The sequence below is a fragment of the Marinobacter caseinilyticus genome (assembly GCF_011074955.1).
GTDB lineage: Bacteria > Pseudomonadota > Gammaproteobacteria > Pseudomonadales > Oleiphilaceae > Marinobacter > Marinobacter caseinilyticus.
In genome coordinates this window covers 332,457-352,704 of sequence record NZ_WUQJ01000020.1, presented here as the reverse complement: position 1 = coordinate 352,704, position 20,248 = coordinate 332,457, and the positions used below count along the sequence as shown (strand labels likewise).

Below are 20,248 nucleotides of genomic sequence, written 5' to 3'. Positions count from 1 at the left end.
GGGTTCTACCCCGTTACTGCGGACATTCCTGAAAAGAGGCACACTGTGCCAAAGGAGTGTTCATGTCCAGACGCAGAAAATATAGCCCAGAGTTCAAACGCGAAGCCATTGCTTTAACCCGGCAACCCGGTGTGAGTTGTCGCCAGATAGCTCTGGAGGTTGGAATTAATCCCAACCTGCTATCTCGTTGGCGCAGAGAAGCGGATGAGGAGACGGACAAGGCCTTCAAGGGCTCTGGTTCCCCCAGAGATGAGGAGGTTGCCCGTCTCAAGCGAGAGTTAGCCCGAGTGAAGAAGGAGCGTGATTTTTTGCGCGAAGCGGCAGTGTTCTTCGCAAAGGAGTCGTCCTGAGGTATCAGGCGATTCAACGTTGTCGCAATCATTTCCCCATACGTCTTATGTGCCGATGCCTGAAGGTGTCGGCCAGCGGTTATTACGCTTGGGTATCTCGCCCTGAGTCCGCCAGGGCAAAGGCGAATCAGCACTTGCTGTCGCGCATCAGAGAGATTCATGACGATAGCGGTGGCATGATTGGCTCACCCCGCATGCACGAGGACCTGGTTGCCGAGGGTGCTTCAACCAGTCTGAACCGTGTTGCGCGATTGATGGCCAAACACGGCATTCAGGGTTGGCCACGGAAGAAGCGCGGACGCTTGGGACGTCAATCTTATCGGCCACCGGGTATCCGGAATCATCTGGAGCGGAATTTCTCCGCTCTGGAGCCGGACACCAAGTGGGTGACGGATATAACAGAAATAACCACGCAGGAAGGAAAACTCTTTCTCTGCGTGGTCCTCGACCTGTTCAGCAAGCTGGTCGTTGGTTGGTCCATGCATCACCGGCAGGATCGGTATATGGTGATCAGAGCGGTTGAGATGGCCGTTTGGCAGCGACAGGGGAATATCCCTGTGATCCTGCATTCAGATCGAGGCAGCCAATTCACCAGCGGAGACTATCAACGATATCTCGGCAGTAATCGCTTGGTGAGTAGCATGAGTGCAGTTGGTCATTGTGGCGATAATGCCGCCTGCGAGGGATTCTTCGGGATGCTCAAGCGGGAGCGAATTCACCACCGGCGCTACCGAACTCAGAACGAAGCGCGAGCTGATGTATTCGACTACATTGAGCGGTTCCATAATCCCAGGATGCGACGTAGAGTTGCCGCTCAGGATCTGAAGTTGTCAGCCGTTTTAAAACCGTCCGTGGAAACGGGGTAGAACCCACCTCTGATTGGTTTGGTTGTTTGGCGATTGCCTAACAGCCAGATACGCCGCCTTCCCTTCTTTCAAATCCTCAAACACCAGGCCCAATTATAACTCCTTTCACAAGGACAAGTTCCTTGTTATCCACCTAAAGGAAAATCGGAACAATCGGGTTTAAAGGGCTAACCTAACCTCAGCCATCCCCACCCAGATTTTGCCGATAACAACTGCATACTAAACTGACGGAAACCCCGCATATGTTTAATTCAGCCGCTGATCGGCTCGATAACGTATTTGCGCTGTGAATATCGAATTAGCTACCAAAGTTTACGCATATCGGAAGTAGCATCCGTTAGTTTAACGGCGGCGCTTCATCGAAACCTTTGGCTGCGGCGGTTCCAGCGGAACATCCCGTTCGATACCATTGCCACTTCTTGATTTCAAAAACGCTTGGACCTCCCCCACGACGCCACGGCGAAAGACCAGAACGCACACCACAAAGAGGAAACCCATTACGATTGGCAGCGACTCGGCGAGAATTCCCTGAGCTAAGGAATGCTTAAACGTCACTACAATTCCTGCGCCCACCAGAGGTCCAAAAATTGTACCCATCCCCCCCAGCAGTGTCATTAGAATGACTTCCCCCGAGGTATGCCAATGGACATCGGATAGCGATGCAAGCTGGAATACGATGGATTTCAATGATCCCGCCAAACCCGCAAGTGCAGCCGACAATACGAACACAAGTAGTTTGTAGTGGCCTACGTCATAGCCCAGAGAAATTGCGCGTGGCTCGTTGTCACGAACCGCCTTGAGAATCAGGCCGAAAGGTGAGTGCACAATACGCTGGATTAGCCAAAATGCGCCGATAAACACTCCAAGCACAAAGTAGTAAAGGATTAGAGGCTCGCTGAGATCTAATAGTCCAAAAAAGTTTCCCCGGGGAACACCGTGCAATCCATCGTCACCTCCAGTAATACCGCTTCCCTGGACTGCTAAAAAATACACTGCCTGGGCCAGCGCCAGCGTTATCATTGCGAAATAGATACCGGAGCGGCGAATAGCGATCCAACCAAAAACAAGGCCCAACAAGGCACTGCCAAGAACGCTGGCAAGCAGCCCGAATTCTATAGGCCAGCCATAGTCGCGCATTAGGATACTACTGATATAGGCAGCCATTCCGAAAAATGCAGCATGGCCGAACGACAAAAGGCCCGCATAACCAAGTAACAGGTTGAAGGCGCTGGCAAACAAAGCGAAACAAAGCAACTCCATTAAAAGAAAAGGGTACAGGACGACGGGCGCAACCATGGCTGCCAAAAACAGGATTACATAAAATACAATGGTACGGTTCATCGAGCGCCCCTCCTACTCTGGTCGTCCAAATAGACCTGCCGGACGTACTAGCAGGACGATAATCATAATCATGAAGATGACTAGACCAGCTGCCTCCGAGTAGAACACCTTAGTCAACCCCTCGATAACGCCTAAGGCTAATCCCGTAATAACCGCACCGAGTAAAGAGCCCATACCACCAATTACCACTACCGCAAAAACGACGATAATGAGATTTGAACCCATATACGGACTCACACTCACAAGAGGAGCTGCTAGCACACCGGCGAATGCCGAAAGCGCGACACCAAAACCGTAGGTCAGGCTCGTCATGAGGGGAACATTAATTCCGAAAGCTTGGACCATGTCAGGATTTTCGGTTCCGGCGCGCAGGTAGGCGCCAATCTTAGTGCGCTCGATAATTAACCATGTGCCCAGACAGATAACTACCGATGCGATGATCACCCAGGCTCGGTAGTACGGGAGAAACATAAAACCCAGATTGATACCGCCTTGCAGCGCGTCAGGCGTAGGGTATCGCTGACCCGCCACGCCAAAGAAGTGAACGAACGCACCTTCCAAGATTAATGCTATTCCAAATGTTAGCAGCAAACCGTAGAGGTGGTCCACATGGCGGATCCTGCGTAGCATAGTGCGCTCAATTAAGAGCCCGAACACACCGACTGCTAAAGGAGAAAGAATGAGAGCAAGCCAATAGTTGATGCCAAGGTACTGCAAGCCAAACCAAGCGGAGAACGCACCTAGCATGTACATTGCGCCATGGGAGAAGTTGATAATGCGAAGCAGTCCAAAGATTACAGCGAGGCCGAGGCTAAGTACCGCATAAAATGAGCCATTGATCAGACCCATGAATATTTGGGCGAGCAAAAGTTGCGGTGGAAAACCGAAGATCTCGTCCATTTCCTAGTCCCCCTAATCTCTCATGGCCGTCGCAACGCCAACATGGTGGCGCCCCGCTAGTTTATGTTTACACGGCGAACCGAGTTGATCTCTTTTCCTCCCGAATTGGCTCAGCGCGAGATCGCCATAGGTCCTGCACCACCCTCCTCCGCTTGCTATACACTCAGATATGACTCCACAAGTTCATGCTTTTCCTCCATTTCCTCGGCAGCGATCTCCTCGACTACTTGCCCATGCTCGATTATGTAGTTTCGATCGGCTAGCGGTGCTGCAAAGGAAGGTTGTTCAGCAAGGACGATGGTATACCTCCGCTGTTTTAACAGGGCGATCACTTCGCTCAGGCGCTCAACGATCACTGGCGCCAGACCCTCAGTAATTTCGTCGAGGAGTAGCAGGTCTGCACCTGTGCGTAAAATACGTGCGATAGCGAGCATTTGCTGTTCACCGCCGGAGAGCCGGGTGCCTTGGCTCTTGCGGCGTTCGGCGAGATTGGGGAAAAGCGAGTAAATCTCTTCAACACTCATGCCCCCGGTTCCCACTATCGGCGGCAACATAAGGTTCTCTTCAACGTTCAGGCTGGCGAAAATTGCTCGCTCTTCCGGACAAAAGGCTATACCCAGTCGGGCAATGCGATACGGTGGTAACCGTACCGTTTCCGTGCCATTAAGCAGAATCGAACCACTACGCTTATCCACTAACCCCAGAATTGCGCGCAGGGTCGTCGAGCGGCCGGCACCATTTCGTCCGAGTAGAGTAACAACATCTCCCCGCCAAACTTTTATATTGAGACCATGCAGAATATGGGACTCACCGTAGTATGCATGGAGGTCACGTATGCACAGATGCTCTTCGGCGTTGTCGGCAATTTGCGACGGAGCCGCCGACTGATCCTCATGCCTTGGTTGATTCATGCTTTCCTCCAATGTACGCCGCCCGAACCTCGGGATTATTGGAGACTGTTTCGTAGTTTCCCTCAGCCACCACAGAGCCCCGTTGGAGCACCGTGATGTGATCCGAGAGTCGAGAGACAACTGAAAGATTATGCTCAACCATGAGCACGGTGCGATTTGCGGAGACCGCTCGAATCAAGTCAACCACCCGGTCCACGTCTTCCCGGCCCATTCCCTGGGTCGGCTCGTCTAACAACAGTAGTTCGGGATCCAATGCCAATGTTGTAACGATTTCCAGAGAACGTTTACTCCCGTAGGGCAACTCCACGGCAACTGTCTCGGCCTGATGCTCCAGTCCTACACTGGCGAGCAATTCCCGGGCGCGATCGTGAAATCTGTCTAGGCTCCGTCGTGAGCGCCAGAAACGAAACGTCAGGCCCTCCTTGCGCTGTAGTGCAATTAAGAGGTTCTCGTGCGCAGTCAGGTGCGGAAAAACGGCAGAGATTTGAAACGAACGCACGATGCCCTGGCGGGCGATGTCTGCTGGTTTGGCCGCGGTAATGTCGCGCCCCTTATAGAGGATTTGTCCCCCACTCGGCAGCAGGAACTTGGTCAGCAAATTGAATACTGTGGTTTTACCAGCTCCATTGGGACCAATGAGAGCATGAATCGTACCACGGTGGATCTGCAAATCCACCGCGCTGACGGCAGTAAAACCTTTGAACTCCTTACTTAGGCCCCGAGTTTCCAGCAAGATTTCGCTCATTATGATGATCGCTCCCGAATAAGACACAGTGCTCAAGCCGCAAAGACAGCTGATTATTCGTTGAAATTCCTGAACGGTGCTCGTCGAGCAGCGACCTACCGCCTTACTCTGTGTCCGTCACGAGGCGGCAGTTTCCTTTTGATATCGGCTGGAAGGCATCCTCGGCTGGAATTGTCGCTATGATGTCGAAATAGTCCCACGTACGTTTGGATTCCGCCGGTGTCTTGACCTGAGCGAGATACATATCGTGTACCATACGTCCATCCTCGCGAATTTGGCCGTTGGTGGCGAACATGTCATTGATCGGCATTGACTTCATCTTAGCCATAACCGCACTTGCTTCGTCGGTGCCGGCCGCTTCAACCGCTCGAAGATAATGCAAGGTTGAAGAGTAATCCCCCGCCTGAGCATCGCTAGGCATGCTGTTGGTACGCTCGAGGAAGCGCTCCGCCCACTTTCGTGTTTCGTTGGAAAGGTCCCAGTACCATGCCGTGGTTAGCATCAGGCCCTGCGCCGTTTCCAGGCCGAGTGAGTGAACATCGGATAGAAACAGAACCAAGGCAGCCACTGTCTGGTTGGAGGTAGTAATATTAAATTCGCTCGCCGTCATGATGGCGTTGATTGTATCTCCACCGGCATTAGCTAGAGCAATAACTTCAGCGCCCGATGCTTGCGCAGTCAACATTTGTGAGGTGAAGTCGCTGGTTTTGAGCGGATGGCTTAACTTACTAAGAACTTCGCCGCCGTTGGATTCGACCACGGCTATCGCATCCCTCTCTAGATCGCGACCAAAAACGTAATCGACAGTAATGAAGGTCCACGTTTTTTTACCCTGTTCAACGAGCGCATGGGCCGTACCATTAGCCATTGCATAAGTATCGTAGACATAATGAACGGAGTTCGGTGTACACTCTTCGTTAGTAAGTCTTGTGGTGGCGGCCCCGGTCGAAATAGCGATGCGGTTACTAGCTTCAGCGCGTTGAGCAACTGCAAGCGCAGTATGGGACGGACCGAGATTCCCAATCATGTCGACTTTCCCATCACTGAACCATTCCCGCGCCAAACTTGATGCGGTATCTGCCTTGTTCTGGTGATTTGCCGAAATGACTTCAATCGGTTTGCCTAGCACCTTACCACCGAAGTCTTCAACCGCCATCTTCACAGCTTCAACGGATCCCGGGCCGTTCTGCGCTGCGTAAAGCCCTGACATATCGGTCATAACGCCGATGCGCACTACTTCGTCGGATACATTCGCAGCTTGAGCGCCATTGGTCGCAGCCGTGATGACCGCCGTTGTCAGGATTGCACGGCCAAGTTTACTGAGCGTTATCTGGTTCATTGATCGACTCCTCCGGAATTTATTGTTTTATAGGCTTCTGTTTCCGCCACTGCTCGCGAATTCGCTTTTTATCGATCTTTCCTGTCGCTGTGTAGGGAAGGCTATCGGCAAACACGACGTCGTCAGGGATCCACCATTTGGCAACTTTGCCGTTAAAGTGTGCGAGAATTTGGTCAGGTTTAGCGCTCGAACCAGGTTTCAGCACTGCGACAAGTAAGGGGCGCTCGTCCCACTTGGGATGAGGCACAGCAATTACGGCAGCATCAGCGATTGAGTCATGAGATAGCGCAATATTCTCAAGCGCTATCGAGCTGATCCACTCACCCCCCGTCTTGATTACATCTTTGCTTCGATCGGTGATCTGCATGTACCCATCAGGATCAAGGGTGCCGACATCTCCCGTCATGAACCAGCCATCCTCATTTAGCGCAGGGGCATCGGAGCGGTAATACTCCCGGCAGATCCAGGGACCACGCACAACGATATCTCCTGCGGCGCGGCCATCCCGGGGAAGCTCCTTTTGTTCTGAATCAACGATTTTCATTTCGACGCCAAAGAGAGGTCGGCCCTGCTTGGCCTGGACTGCATAACGCTGTTCCTCCCCTATATTTTCGTGCTTCGCCTTGAAGGCGTTAGTCACGCCGAGTGGGCTCGTTTCCGTCATACCCCAAACGTGACGAATCTTTATTCCATACTGCTTCTGATAAGCATGCATGAGCTTAGGCGGACATGCTGATCCGCCAACCACAATGCGTTCGAGCGTGTTGAGTTGACAGTTGTTGGCTTCTAGATGGTTCAACATCTGTTGCCATAGCGTTGGCACCGCCGCACTCATGGTGACCTGCTCTGACTCAAAGAGCGCATAAAGGCTTGCCGCATCGACCGCGGCCCCCGGAAACACCAATTTCGCTCCCACCATTGCAGCTGCACAAGGGAGACCGAAAGCATTAACGTGGAAGAACTGAATAACCGGCGCAATTACATCCTGTGAACGCAAATTCATCGCGTCCGGGAGGGATTGCGCCCAAGTATGTAGGATCGTCGATCGGTGGCTGTAAAGCACTCCTTTTGGATTGCCCGTGGTGCCAGAGGTATAAGACAGGTAAGCTCCAGCATTCTCGTCGAACCCTGGCCACTCGAAATCCTCGTCACCCTGCGCAAGAAACTGCTCGTAGCTAATAGCAGTCGGAATCAACCGGAGCGCCTCGGGGTCGTCTTCGAGAAGCACTATGTGCCGTAGCGAGGGGCAATCCGGCAATATCTGTAACAGCAGAGGCACAAAATCTAAATCGACAAAGACAGCGGCGTCCTCCGCATGCTGCATGGTGTAGCGGACCTGTTCTACGAATAGCTTTGGATTTACCGTGTGACAAACAGCACCAATGCCAGTGACCGCGTAGTAAATTTCTAGATGCCTGTGGCTCGACCAAGCCATTGTCGCAACCCGCTCGCCGGCGGAGATACCTAGCGCCAAAAGCGAGGCTGCAAGCTGGCTACTGCGGCGATGGGTATCTGACCAGGTCTGACGGTGCACTACTTCGCCATTGGCAGCAGTGGCAATTTGGACATCCCCGTGGACCCGATCGGCGTGGCGAATAAGTGATGATATCTGGAGAGGCATGGTCATCATCGACGAGACAGCTGGCATACGTTCCTCCGAACAAAACCAAAATATTTTGACTTCTACTGCGCTTATAGCGGATATGTGCGCGGAGCCGGATGCCTCTCTGGAGAGTTCTTCTAAAGCTCAAAGAAGTTTAATCCCGTAGACAAACGATAGCCGCTGTTGGTCGGAAGTCAAACCACGATAGAATCAGTAGTCATCTTTTGTCATGAGCGCAGCAGTTCATCATGGTCAATGGCCCCCAGCAGCCGGCCCTGAACCGCACCCATCTGCTCATTGCGGCTGGCGAACTTGTGGCGCTTGAGGACGGCCGCTTCGTGGGTGAGCTTTTCGGTGATTGCATTGCTGGAATGACTGGCGTGTTCGGCGACAATTAGGATGACCGGACAAGATAGTTGACGCCAGACACTGGCGGCTGCCGGCAGTCTAACCGGCACAAAGGCCGATGAAGCTGGTGGCCCCTGGCCCACTCGCCGGGCCGCGCTGATCCAGCGCCGGACCATGTTGGCGTTGAGGATCGACAATTCTCAAAACTTCATTTACTCCAATCATTCAGCATAACGATTCACCCTTTCGATCGACTCCAACAAACGGTCGTTTGTTGGACACTTGGACAGCTCTCCGAAAACCCTTCAGCTCGCTATTGTTGTGTGTTCAAAATCACGTACAAAAACCTATGATTAGAAAACGTGCGTATAATGATCGTAAGCTAGGAGTCTCCAATTCACCCGGGGGAAGTCCATAAGCAGCTATCGGGCGTCTAGGATATTAGGGGCTTGCCACAGATTGCCAGCGAATCAACGATGAAAGTCCTGCGACGCTTGCTCAATAAGGATCTGGTTGCCAACCTGAAAAGGGATTCGGGCAACGCGTGCGGCGATGCCACCGAAGAAATCGTGTCAGCATTTATTGGTGGACTTTTGGTTCAGAGGTAACGAATGTACAGAATTGACTCAGAAGCCAATCGCATAACTCCGCTGGCGGTAAAGCGATTCTCAGAACTTAAAATTTCCGAGCGAGATCACTTGCAGGAATGGCTCGAAAACGCCCCCGAAGCCTTCGGCGAAGAGCTGCTGTTCATCCAGAAAGAGTTCGACGGTTTCGACGATACCCGTGAACGCCTGGATCTACTCGCTCTCGACAAGGACGGCAACTTGGTCATTATCGAAAATAAGCTGGATGATTCGGGACGGGATGTGGTCTGGCAGGCGCTGAAGTACGCCAGCTACTGCGCGAATCTGAGCCGTGCCCAGGTCATTGATATCTATCAGCGATATCTCAACCAGAATTTCAGGCCCCGCGACTCGGAACCGCTGAATGCGGAAGAAAAACTTTCTGAATTTCTTGGCGTGGAGGATCTCAAAGAAGCCAGCATCAACCGCACCCGTTCCCAACGCCTGATATTCGTGGCAGCTAAATTCCGCAAAGAAGTCACCAATGTGGTGTTATGGCTTAGCCAGTTTGAAATCGCCTGCCAGTGCTTCAAAGTGACACCATACGCCTCCGGCGACGATCTTTTCTTGAATGTTGAACAGATCATCCCGACGCCCGAATCCCGCGACTTTATGGTGGGCATGGCGGTAAAAGAAGCCGAAGAAAAATCCGTAACGGATGAACTCAGAAACAGCCAGCGGCTGAGGTTAAAATTCTGGGAGCAAGCGCTGGAGAAGATAAAACACAGCGAATGCTCCCTATACGACAACATCAACCCCGGGAAAGATCATTGGCTATCTGCGTCAACCGGTATCTCCTCAGTGAGCTACGCTTTGATTTTCGCCAAGAAAGAAATCAGGGTGGAACTGACCTTCCAGCGTGCAGACGCCGACGAAAATAAGTTCATGTTCGAGTTCATGAAAGAGCGTAAAGCAGACATCGAGGCTGAATTTGGTCAGCCGCTTATCTGGGCGGATCTGCCCGAGCGAAAAGCCTGCCGAATTCAATACGCGAAAGCAGTGGACGGTTACGATGAGGACAACTGGCCTGCCATGATTGATTGGCTGTCGGAGCACATCGTCCGGTTTGAGAAAACATTGAGAAAACCGCTTAAAGACGCTGGTGCTGCCTTAAAAACGAGAGCTGGCTGATTCCAGGCACCGGCACTGATGCCACAGTATTTACACATCCAAAGAGAACCAACGCAGTCATGATCACCGGCGAACTAAAATCTAAAATCGACAAAATCTGGGACACCATGTGGTCCGGAGGTATTTCAAATCCCATCTCCGTGGTCGAGCAGCTCACCTATCTGCTGTTCATTAAACGCCTGGATGAACTGCATACGCTCAAAGAGCGCAAAGCACAGCGCCTGAATCAGCCCATCGAAGACCCTGTGTTCAGCGCCGATCAGGACCACCTGCGCTGGTCCCGCTTCAAAGACGCCGCGCCGGAGAGCATGTTCAATACGGTCAAGGACGAGGTTTTCCCGTTTATCAAAACCATCGGTAACAAGGGCGAAGACGATGGCGAGGGTGGGAGCACCTACACCCACCACATGAAAGACGCGCTGTTCATGATGCCCACCCCGCGGGTGCTGGCAAACGTGGTGGATCAGCTCGATAGTATCGACATGTCCGATGCCGACACCAAGGGCGACCTGTATGAATACATGCTGGGCAAAATCGCGAGCGCAGGTCAGAACGGCCAGTTCCGCACCCCTCGCCACATCATCAAGCTGATGGTGGATATGACCGCACCCACTCCAAAAGACGTTATCTGCGATCCAGCCTGTGGAACAGCGGGTTTTCTGGTGGCCGCCTCCGAATACATCCAGCAGCACCACAGCGAAACCATCTACAAGGATGAAGACGCCCGCCGCCGCTTCAATGAGTCGACCTTCCACGGCTACGACTTTGATACCACCATGCTGCGGATCGGCAGCATGAACATGCTGCTGCACGGCGTAGAAAACCCGGACATCAATTACAAAGATTCTCTGGCGCAGGCGGATGACTCGGATGAGGAAAAGTACTCACTGATCCTTGCCAATCCGCCCTTTGCCGGCAGCCTGGACTACGAGTCCACCGCCAAGGATTTGCTGCAAACGGTAAAGACGAAAAAGACAGAGCTACTATTTATCGCCCTGTTCCTGCGCCTGTTGAAAACCGGCGGCCGCGCGGCGGTCATCGTGCCGGACGGTGTGTTATTCGGATCTTCCAATGCCCACAAGAGCATCCGGAAAATGCTGGTGGAAAATCACAAACTGGATGCCATCGTGGCAATGCCATCAGGTGTGTTCAAACCCTACGCCGGGGTTTCCACCGCCATCCTGGTTTTCACCAAAACCAACTCTGGCGGTACGGACAACGTCTGGTTCTACAATATGCAGGCAGACGGCTTTTCGCTCGACGACAAGCGTACCCCGCAGCCGAACAAGACCGACCTGCCTGATCTTCTGGCCCGCTGGCACAACCGTGCCAACGAAGGTGAACGCAAACGCACCGAGCAGAGCTTTCTGGTTCCTCGCGAGGAAATCGCCGGCAACGACTATGACTTGTCCATCAACCGCTACAACGAAGTGGAGTATGAGGCGGTGGAATATGACCCTCCGCAGGTAATTCTCGAGAGGTTGGAAGAACTCGATGAGCAAATAGCGAATGGGAGAAGAGAGCTGGAGGCGCTTCTTTCATGATTACCCAGAGACTTGGCGATCACGTTTCCTTTCTTTCTGGATTTGCTTTTAAGTCCTCCCATTTTAATGATTCGGGCAATGGTATGCCTGTGATCAGAATAAGGGATGTAACTCGGGGATATTCAGAGACCTATTACTCTGGGGAGTACAGTGACCGATATATAATCGATGATGGCGACTATTTAATCGGTATGGACGGCGAGTTCAATTTGGCGCGATGGACGGCTGGTAAAGCATTGCTCAACCAACGGGTCTGCAAGATCGATGAAGTTTCTGAGGATGTTGATAGGTCTTACTTGGCTCGGTTCCTTCCTATTGCTCTCAAGAAAATCGAGGATTCAACTCCTTTCGTGACCGTCAAACACTTGTCAGTAAAGAAACTCAATGAAATCCAAGTCCCACTTCCTCCTCTGGGAGAACAAAAACGCATTGCGAAAATTCTGGATGCGGCGGACGCGCTGCGAGCCAAACGCCGCGAGTCCCGCACCCAACTCGATGCGCTCCTTCAATCCACCTTTGTCGATCTCTTTGGTGATCCGGTTCGAAATCCCAAAGGGTGGGACGAGCTTCCTCTTGAAGAGATCGTTTCGGATTCAAAAATCGGGTTGGTGCGTTCATCCAAAGAATTTGACTGGGGCTGTACTATTCCCTATGTGAGGATGGACGCTGTTAGCAAAGACGGAAGGTTCCTAGCAAATAAAGTGCAGTTCACAGAAGCCAGTCAGAAAGAGATTGAAGCCTCGTCGCTTATGCCAGGTGATTTTCTATTCAATACTCGTAATTCGAAAGAGTTGGTTGGTAAGTCATGTATTTATACGGGGCCTGAGGGGTGGCTTTTTAATAATAATCTTATGCGTATTCGATTCATTGATTCGGTTTGTCCCGAAGTTGTTGCCACTCAATTCCTTTTCTCAAGAGTTTCCCGAGAGCTGGAGCAGCGAAAGTCTGGAACAACAAACGTTTTCGCTGTCTATTGGAAAAACTTGAAGTCGCTTCCGGTGCTAGTGCCTCCGAAGGAACTCCAGGTTCAATATGCGGCGATAGTCCGTTCGGTGAACAAACAGTCTACTCAGCTGAATCAGCATCTTGATGAACTCGATAGACTATTTTCCTCGCTCAAAAAAAGAGCATTCTCCGGGGAGTTATAACGGACTATGACCAACTTCGCCTTCCTGCCCAACGATTTCAAGGAGTTAAGTCAGGCTGCCACGCTGGCGGAAGGCCATATCCTCGGAGATCCCCGCGCTGCCTGTTTCCATGCCCGATTCGCGCTGGAAGCGGCGGTGCACTGGCTCTATCGCCATGACGCCAGCCTGCGCATGCCCTATGACAACAAGCTGGGCGCGCTGCTCCACGAACCCACCTTCATGAACCTGTTGCCAGAGGCAGTGTTTCAGAAGGCGCGAGTAATTCAAAAGGTGGGCAACATCGCCGTCCACCAGACCAAACCCATTGAAACCCAGCACGCCATGCCGGTAGTGAAGGAGCTGCACCATGTCTGTTACTGGCTGGTGCGCACTTACACACCCTCGGCAACCCGCGAAGGCGCCGCCTGGCGCGATGACCGTGTGCCGCAGCCGCTGGACAAATCCCAGGTCGTCCCACGTACCGAACTCAAGGCGTTGGAAGAAAAGCTTGCTGCGCAACATGAGGCCGGGCTCAAACAACAGAAAGAACGGGATGCGCTGGATGAAGAGCTACAGGCATTGCGAGAGGAACTGGCTCAGCTGCGCGAAACGCGGGAGCAGGAACCGGACACCCATGATTACTCGGAAGCCGATACCCGCCGTTACCTGATTGACCTGGAGTTACAGCGTGCCGGATGGCCGCTTGATCAGGAACGCGACCGGGAATACGAAGTCACCGGCATGCCCAACAACAAGGGCATCGGTTATGTGGACTATGTGCTCTGGGATGACGACGGCAAGCCTCTGGCGGTAGTGGAAGCCAAGAAAACCACGGTGGATGCCACGGTGGGCCAGCAGCAGGCCAAGCTCTATGCGGACTGCCTGGAACAGATGCACGGTCAGCGCCCACTGATTTTCTACACCAACGGTTACGACACCTGGCTTTGGGATGATAAGGCCTATCCTCCTCGCGAGGTGGCAGGCTTTTACAAGAAAGACGAACTCACCCGGCTGATTCGTCGCCGCGAGAGCCGCAAGCCGCTGGATGTGGCGGCCATCAATACCGATATCGTCGAGCGCTATTACCAGAAGCGGGCCATCGGCAGCATCTTCGAGCAGCTCAAGAATGCCCAGCGTAAGGCGCTACTGGTGATGGCTACTGGCACGGGTAAAACCCGTACCGCTATCGCACTGGCGGATGTGCTTCAGCGCGCCAACTGGGTCAAGCGGGTCCTGTTTCTGGCTGACCGGGTGTCGCTGGTAAATCAGGCGGTGAATGCCTTCAAAGCGCACTTGCCGGAATCCAGCCCGGTGAACCTGGTCACCGAGAAGGACACGGAAGGCCGGGTGTACCTGTGCACCTATCCCACGATGATGGGGCTGATTGATGCCAATCGCGGTAGCGATACGGACGAGGCGAGGTTTGGGGTCGGTCATTTCGACCTGATCGTGATTGATGAGGCCCATCGCTCGGTCTACCAGCGCTACAAAGCGATCTTCCAGTATTTTGATTCTATGCTGTTCGGCCTTACCGCTACGCCGCGCGAACAGGTGGACAAAAACACCTACGACCTGTTCGACCTGGAGCAGGGCGTTCCCACGGACGCCTATGAGCTGGACAAAGCGGTCAGCGATGGCTTTCTGGTTCCACCTCGGGTTCAACAGGTTGATCTTCGGTTCCCGAGAGAGGGCATCAGTTACGACTCACTGACTGATGAAGAAAAGGCTCAGTGGGAAGAACTGGAGTGGGGCGATGCCGAGGACGGGGCCGACATCCCCGAGCGAGTCAATGCATCCGCGCTCAACAACTGGTTGTTCAACAAGGACACCGTTGATAAGGGTTTGCAGCACCTGATGGAGCATGGCCACCGGTTAGAAGGTGGTGATCGCCTCGGTAAGACGATCATCTTTGCCCGTAACCAGGAACACGCAGAATTTATCGAGACGCGCTTCAATCACCATTACCCAAAGCATGCGGGCCAGTTCGCCCGGGTAATCTCCCACAAAGGCAAGTATGCCCAGAGCCTGATCGACGACTTCTCGCAGAAGGACAAACCGCCTCACATAGCCATTTCCGTGGACATGCTGGACACCGGTATCGACGTGCCCGAAGTGGTGAATCTGGTGTTCTTCAAACCCGTGTACTCCAAGATCAAGTTTTGGCAAATGATCGGGCGAGGCACGCGTCTGTGCCCGGACCTTTATGGCCCCGATCAGGACAAGCAGGACTTTCGGATTTTCGATTTCTGCTACAACTTCGATTTCTTCCGGGAGAACCCTCAGGGCATCGAAGCGGGCAACACCCCTTCATTGGGAATTCGACTCTTCCGCGCCCGTGTTCAGTTACTCAAGCAGCTGCAAGAGGCTGAAGAGTTTGATCCTGAGCAGGCCGTGACCGGGCATCTCACCCGAGATTTGCACGGTGAAGTGAGCGCCATGAACACGGAAAACTTCATTGTTCGCATGAAGCAGCAGGTTGTTGAGCGTTTTCAGGACGCCAATTCCTGGTCCGAGCTGAGCGATGAAGATCAGATGATGCTGGCGAACGACGTAGCTGGACTGCCCTCAGAGCTGGAAAACGATGACATCCGTTCCCGAATGTTCGATCTCACTGCGTTGCGCATGCAAACCGCGCTGCTGAATTCAGACGCGTCCACGTTTGAAAATCACCGCAATAAGGTGATTGAAATCGCGATGAAGCTGGAAGAGAAAACGGGCATTCCAGCGGTGAAGAATCAGCTCGATTTTATTCAGGCGGTGCAAAGTCCCGAGTTTTGGGAGGGCATGGACGTTCCGACACTGGAGGATCTTCGCCTTCGTCTGCGAGGCCTTACCCCATTCCTGGATAAGAAAGAACGCAAAATTGTCTACACGGATTTTGAAGACGAAATTATCGGCGTCCGTGACGACCCGGTCGTGGATATTCCCAAGATGACCAGCGTTCAGTTCGAGAAAAAGGTGACGGATTATCTTCGCAGCCACCTCGACAACATTGTGATTCAGCGCCTGCGGAAAAATCGCCCGCTGACGGAGCAGGATCTGCAAGCCCTGGAACAGATGCTCATCGATCTGGGTGAGGATGATGGCCAGTCTCTGTTGTCTGGATTGTTGGAGCGTTCAGGCGCGCCCTCGCTCCCTTATTTCGTCCGCAGTTTGGTGGGCATGGACGAGGCAGCGGCGAAGGAGGCATTCGGAAAATTCATTTCGGATACCAGTCTGACCGCTCCCCAAATCCGTTTTGTTGAAACCCTCATTGAACAGCTCGCATCGCGGGGTGTAATCGAGCCTTCTGCGCTCTACGAACCGCCTTTTTCGTCAATTCATGCCGGCGGGCCAGAGGCATTGTTCGCCGGAAAACATCAGGTGATTGACGGAATTTTTGATGCGCTGGATCGGACGAAGCCAGCCTCTCGTGACGCAGCGGCGGGTTAGCGCTGAAGGTGGATTATCGGGAGCACCAATATGTGTAACGCATGGAACCACCCACCTGAATGTCGATGTGGTTGGGGCGGTGACGGCCATGCCGGTAAGCGCCCAGTTGGCTCGGACTATAACCAGTGGGTGCCGCCACTGGATCTGTCGAGAGAGAGCTTTACGCGTCCCAATGCTTCTTGCCCTGTCTGTGGCGCCATTGTCTTTTTTTATAAATCCCCAGAGGGCGGGCGGGTATTTTTTGACGAACTTGGGCCGCCCTGGCCAAAACATCCATGTACGAATTCCACGAGTATTCCAGCGAAGCTACCCGCCCCAAAACTAAGCCTCCAAGAAGACCGCTCCTCATGGGAAGACCAAGGTTGGCGGCCGGTCCAGCTTCGGTATGACTCAGAAATTGACAAGTTTTTCTCGCGTTTAAATGTAATAAAAGATGGTGTTGAAACAAATTTATATCTGAGAAAGTCCTCACTTACTCGATACGGTAAAAGGATATCGATTCAGGCCCACCTTCCGGCTCACATCCGAGAAATCCGTGAGGACGTCTTTGAGCTCTCAATGTTGGACAGCTTTGCAAGGCCTGTAGAGATGTCTTGCTTTGGCAACTTGGCCCTGGCCAGAGACAGAGAGCCGACACCAGTCCGTAAGTCGGGGAAGAAGCGAGTAAAACAACTTCCTCCAGCCCCAAAGACTCAGAAATTTACGCTAAAACGGAAGCGCCGTTCGGGTTCAAGGAGGGGATGAAAAGCGCGATCGAAAAAGGTCGAAGATGAACATTCGCGGAGTTGCAGGAAATTCACTTTTTAAACAAAAGCGAACATTCGAATCGCACAAAGCTTTCGCCAAATTCCCTCTATAAGGAACGAGTATTTGCCTCTGCATCACACCTGTGAAAGGCTCAGTTTATAAAGTGTCCACTAAAGTGGTGCAAGATCATTGGGCTTCCGGGCAGCGTTAGTCACCAAAACAAGTATGTTATGAAAACACTACCTAAGTTATCAGCGCAAGTTACAGAATCACTAGACCTCATTGCTGTTGAGAAGGCATCAGAAGTCGAACTGAAAAAGATCGAATTTTCGGAGCCCAGCAGTAATTCGCAACGCCATACGAAGGATGTAACATTTCGCGAGTGCCTGTTTAGTCACGCAAATATTGCTGGGCGGAATTTCTATGGATGCAAATTTGAAAATTGCATTTTCAATGGCGCGAAAATTTCGCACTGCGAATTTCATCAGTGTGATTTTAATAATTGCGTGCTTTACAAAACGAGCATTTTTGACACTTACCTAGACCCAAAGTCATTCTATTTCTCCGCTTCATGGCATCATCACTGGGCAAACGTTAATGCGTGGTGGTTCCAGTCCCTGCATCGAAATTCCATGGATATCCATCAGAAGGATTTCGCAATGCAGGCAGATCGAAGATTTCGCTTTTATCGCCGATATGAGGAATTGCTTGGAAAGAAGAAAAGACCTCTAAAATTCCTGCTTGGGCTGGCCTACGATCTGATGCTTGGTTATGGCTATGGAATTACCAATTGCCTTGTGGTCACTATCGGGTTTATCAGTTTATTCGCTTATTTAATGACGGGCTACACCAGCCTCCCTAACGGAGCGGGGGCTCTGGAGCATATCTATTACTCCATTGTTTCATTCACCACTGTAGGCTATGGCGAGGTAACCACTGAACAGCAATATCCAATTGCCCTTATGACGACCTCTGTTTTCTTGTTTTTGTCCGTCGTTTGGACTGCAATCGTGTCCGCAGTAGTTGTGAAGCGGCTAGTGAATTAAATGAATTTTCTCGTTTTGAAGTGTGGATCAGCTGCTCGTGGAGATACAAACGAACTCAGTGATGTTGATTTCGTTTGTCTGTACGAGGATAGCGACATTCCTTTTCAGTTACTCGCGCGCTCGTATCCTGGAGTTAGCTTCTACTCTCGGTCCAGCGTCGAACGAATGAAGTCACAAGGTTCACTCTTTCTCACACATATTGATGTTGACGGCTTTCCTGTAGAAGGAGAGCAGCGCATTTTGGATTGGATAAAGGGTTTTCGACCACCTAGGGCAAACGTTCTTCAAGCCGCCTCCCAAACGAGAAAATTCATTGGCGAGATTGGCTGGCTACCAAATTCGATGGAGGGTCGACTATGGCTATGCGACACCCTATTTGTCGCGCTTCGCAACTTTCTATATTGCACCAATGCGTCAAATGATATTTATCTTTTCGGTCTAGAAAGTGCAATTTCGGCTTTTCGTCTTCCAGATCGTTACATAAAACTTCTATTCGAGGTTCGCCAAGGTAAGTACAGATATCGTTTGTTCCCGAATGCAGAAGCACCTGAAGTCAGTGCCAATATTCACTTCCTCGCGGCTGAGCTTGCCGAACGGGTCACCGGACAGGCGATACATATTTCGTTGGGTGGAGAGACTGATTGGAGCGCGAAATGGCGCTTAGATTACTGGGGCGAACGATTAATCGAGAGAGCAATTATCAACAACGAGATGGCTGACGATGGATATCGAGCAATGCTTAGCCAGCATAACTATAACCGAAGGGTGCTTGCCAACGAGGTTCTGAATCGGGTCAAAGCGGCCCAACAAGGTCTTCCAGTCTGACATCCTCGCTTACGGCTCGGTCGCGGCTGATGGCATGCGTTATTCCCAAGCCTGAATCTTCGCTTTGTGATCCTCAGCGTACTTTTTTCCGAATAGCGGATTGGGTAAGCCCCTATCTGAAAAGGTCTGTTTTTGGTCATAGCAAACAAATTCGAACCGCCACTGGGCAGAATTGACTTACCCCGGTGCACTGGACACTCCTAGCCAATGAGACCCTCCGCATCGTCATTGGCCGAAGGCCTCAACCTGTGGCTGGGTAAGCCTGAAGCACTCGGTGACTCCGATCACGCGAGCGCAACCCCACCAGTATCAGCGGTACGACGATCATCGCACTGCCCACCGCAAACCAGAGGTCAGGCATCTCGTTAAAACCGATCCAGCCAATCAATACCGCCCAGATCAGGCCAGTGTATTCAGCGCTGGTGACCTGGTTGGCATCCACCTGTTTGTAGGCCAGCAACACGGTGATGTTGTAGCCCAGGATAAATACGGCTGAACCTCCAGCGCTGATCAGTATGCTGCTGTCCCAGGCGGCGCCTTCCCAAAGTGCCAGAGCACCGGCAGCGGGGATGATTAGCAAGTAGTTCAGCAGCAATTTATGCACTGTGGTCTGCTCTTTGGGCAGCTTGCGCACCATGACGGCGTTGATTGCCAAGGTAAGGGCAGCTGCCAGAGCTGCGATGGCGGCCCAGTTGAATTCTACCGGCCTTAATATCACCACAATCCCGCTAAACCCACTGAACACAGCGATTACGCTCATTGTTGACAGCTTTTCCTGAAAGATGAGCGCGGCGAGAACCATGACGAGTATCGGCGCGGCGTAGAACACGGCGTTGGCGGTTGCCAGTGGCAGGTTCGCCAGTCCAATAACCATGCACAAAAGGCCAACCAGGTGGATGTGTGCGCGAGCGGCGTGCACTTTAAGTCCGGTAAACAGGTGTTTGCGGTTGAGCTGCCCTGCCAGCGGCAGAAGCAGGAGCAAGGTGATGACACAGCGCAGGAACGCAAACTGAAAAATCGGTGTGCCAGGCTCCATCAGTTTGATAAAGACATCGGAGATTAATGCCAGAGCATTGCCAATAATCAGCAAAAGGATTGCGCTGTTGACTGTTTTTCCTGACATGGTGCCTCCCCAGGCGTCTGGGCTTCGAAGGTTAAAGCCGAATCGCGCCTTGGTGAATGTGATTTAGTGCCGCTTACTGTCAGAAAATCTGATTCACAACGGCGGACCGACATAAGCCAAAACGAGATAAAAACAGCCCGAATCTCACGTTAAAATTGTGAGGCGCTTATCCTGATAGGATCAAAATAGCCCCCAAAGGCATGGTAGCTCTGGCCTGGAGCAATACCACGCTTCGTGAGATCGA

General features: G+C 52.2%; 16 protein-coding genes. 8 read left to right on the top strand and 8 right to left on the bottom strand.

Going from position 1 to position 20,248, the window contains the following annotated elements:
- Positions 1-62: 62 nt before the first annotated feature.
- Positions 63-1,216 (top strand): IS3 family transposase gene (locus tag GRX64_RS10945; protein ID WP_166263181.1). Its coding sequence is split into 2 segments (ribosomal slippage): positions 63-303 and positions 303-1,216, totalling 1,155 coding nucleotides; the frame shifts between segments, so codons are not numbered across the junction.
- 342 nt (positions 1,217-1,558) lie between these two features.
- Here the strand turns inward: GRX64_RS10945 and GRX64_RS10940 are convergent.
- From GRX64_RS10940 to GRX64_RS10910, 7 genes are all read right to left on the bottom strand, one after another.
- The gene (locus GRX64_RS10940; RefSeq protein ID WP_166267057.1) at positions 1,559-2,557 is read right to left on the bottom strand and encodes a branched-chain amino acid ABC transporter permease; all 999 of its coding nucleotides are present in this window, start codon (positions 2,555-2,557) and stop codon (positions 1,559-1,561) included.
- Positions 2,558-2,569: 12 nt separating this feature from the next.
- On the bottom strand, positions 2,570-3,457 hold the full coding sequence (locus GRX64_RS10935) for a branched-chain amino acid ABC transporter permease (protein WP_166267055.1): 888 nt from the start codon (positions 3,455-3,457) through the stop codon (positions 2,570-2,572).
- A 155-nt stretch (positions 3,458-3,612) separates the two neighbouring features.
- Complete coding sequence (locus tag GRX64_RS10930; RefSeq protein ID WP_166267053.1) at positions 3,613-4,368, bottom strand: ABC transporter ATP-binding protein; 756 nt, start codon at positions 4,366-4,368, stop codon at positions 3,613-3,615.
- Positions 4,349-5,116 carry an ABC transporter ATP-binding protein gene (locus GRX64_RS10925; protein ID WP_235937638.1) on the bottom strand — a complete coding sequence of 256 codons (768 nt, stop codon included), beginning with the start codon at positions 5,114-5,116 and terminating at the stop codon, positions 4,349-4,351. The genes GRX64_RS10930 and GRX64_RS10925 overlap by 20 nt, the downstream gene beginning before the upstream one ends.
- A gap of 100 nt (positions 5,117-5,216) precedes the next feature.
- Positions 5,217-6,452: an ABC transporter substrate-binding protein gene (locus GRX64_RS10920; RefSeq protein ID WP_166267049.1), complete on the bottom strand. Its 1,236-nt coding sequence runs from the start codon at positions 6,450-6,452 to the stop codon at positions 5,217-5,219.
- 19 nt (positions 6,453-6,471) lie between these two features.
- Positions 6,472-8,100, bottom strand: coding sequence for a long-chain-fatty-acid--CoA ligase (locus tag GRX64_RS10915; RefSeq protein ID WP_166267047.1), 1,629 nt, complete (start codon positions 8,098-8,100; stop codon positions 6,472-6,474).
- A gap of 182 nt (positions 8,101-8,282) precedes the next feature.
- On the bottom strand, positions 8,283-8,600 hold the full coding sequence (locus GRX64_RS10910) for a hypothetical protein (protein WP_166266526.1): 318 nt from the start codon (positions 8,598-8,600) through the stop codon (positions 8,283-8,285).
- Positions 8,601-8,852: 252 nt separating this feature from the next.
- On the opposite strand from GRX64_RS10910, the gene GRX64_RS10905 reads away from it, so the two are divergent.
- The 7 genes from GRX64_RS10905 (at position 8,853) to GRX64_RS10875 (ending at position 18,881) form a co-directional block, all read left to right on the top strand.
- The gene (locus tag GRX64_RS10905; protein ID WP_166267045.1) at positions 8,853-9,011 is read left to right on the top strand and encodes a hypothetical protein; all 159 of its coding nucleotides are present in this window, start codon (positions 8,853-8,855) and stop codon (positions 9,009-9,011) included.
- 3 nt (positions 9,012-9,014) lie between these two features.
- Positions 9,015-10,160 (top strand): DUF4268 domain-containing protein, encoded by a 1,146-nt coding sequence (locus tag GRX64_RS10900; protein WP_166267043.1) that lies wholly within the window; start codon positions 9,015-9,017, stop codon positions 10,158-10,160.
- A 59-nt stretch (positions 10,161-10,219) separates the two neighbouring features.
- The gene (locus GRX64_RS10895; protein WP_166267041.1) at positions 10,220-11,704 is read left to right on the top strand and encodes a type I restriction-modification system subunit M; all 1,485 of its coding nucleotides are present in this window, start codon (positions 10,220-10,222) and stop codon (positions 11,702-11,704) included.
- Entirely contained in the window at positions 11,701-12,852 is a 1,152-nt protein-coding gene (locus tag GRX64_RS10890) for a restriction endonuclease subunit S (RefSeq protein WP_166267039.1), read from the top strand. The genes GRX64_RS10895 and GRX64_RS10890 overlap by 4 nt, the downstream gene beginning before the upstream one ends.
- Positions 12,853-12,858: 6 nt before the next feature.
- Positions 12,859-16,263, top strand: a complete 3,405-nt coding sequence (locus GRX64_RS10885; protein WP_166267037.1) for a DEAD/DEAH box helicase family protein — start codon at positions 12,859-12,861, stop codon at positions 16,261-16,263.
- A 977-nt stretch (positions 16,264-17,240) separates the two neighbouring features.
- A complete protein-coding gene (locus tag GRX64_RS10880) occupies positions 17,241-18,056 on the top strand; it encodes a pentapeptide repeat-containing protein (RefSeq protein WP_166267035.1) in 816 nt (271 codons plus the stop codon).
- On the top strand, positions 18,057-18,881 hold the full coding sequence (locus tag GRX64_RS10875; protein ID WP_166267033.1) for a nucleotidyltransferase domain-containing protein: 825 nt from the start codon (positions 18,057-18,059) through the stop codon (positions 18,879-18,881). It abuts the gene before it with no gap.
- 241 nt (positions 18,882-19,122) lie between these two features.
- Here GRX64_RS10875 and GRX64_RS10870 read toward each other — a convergent pair whose 3' ends face one another.
- Positions 19,123-20,004: a DMT family transporter gene (locus GRX64_RS10870; RefSeq protein ID WP_166267031.1), complete on the bottom strand. Its 882-nt coding sequence runs from the start codon at positions 20,002-20,004 to the stop codon at positions 19,123-19,125.
- Between the last annotated feature and the right edge of the window lie 244 nt (positions 20,005-20,248).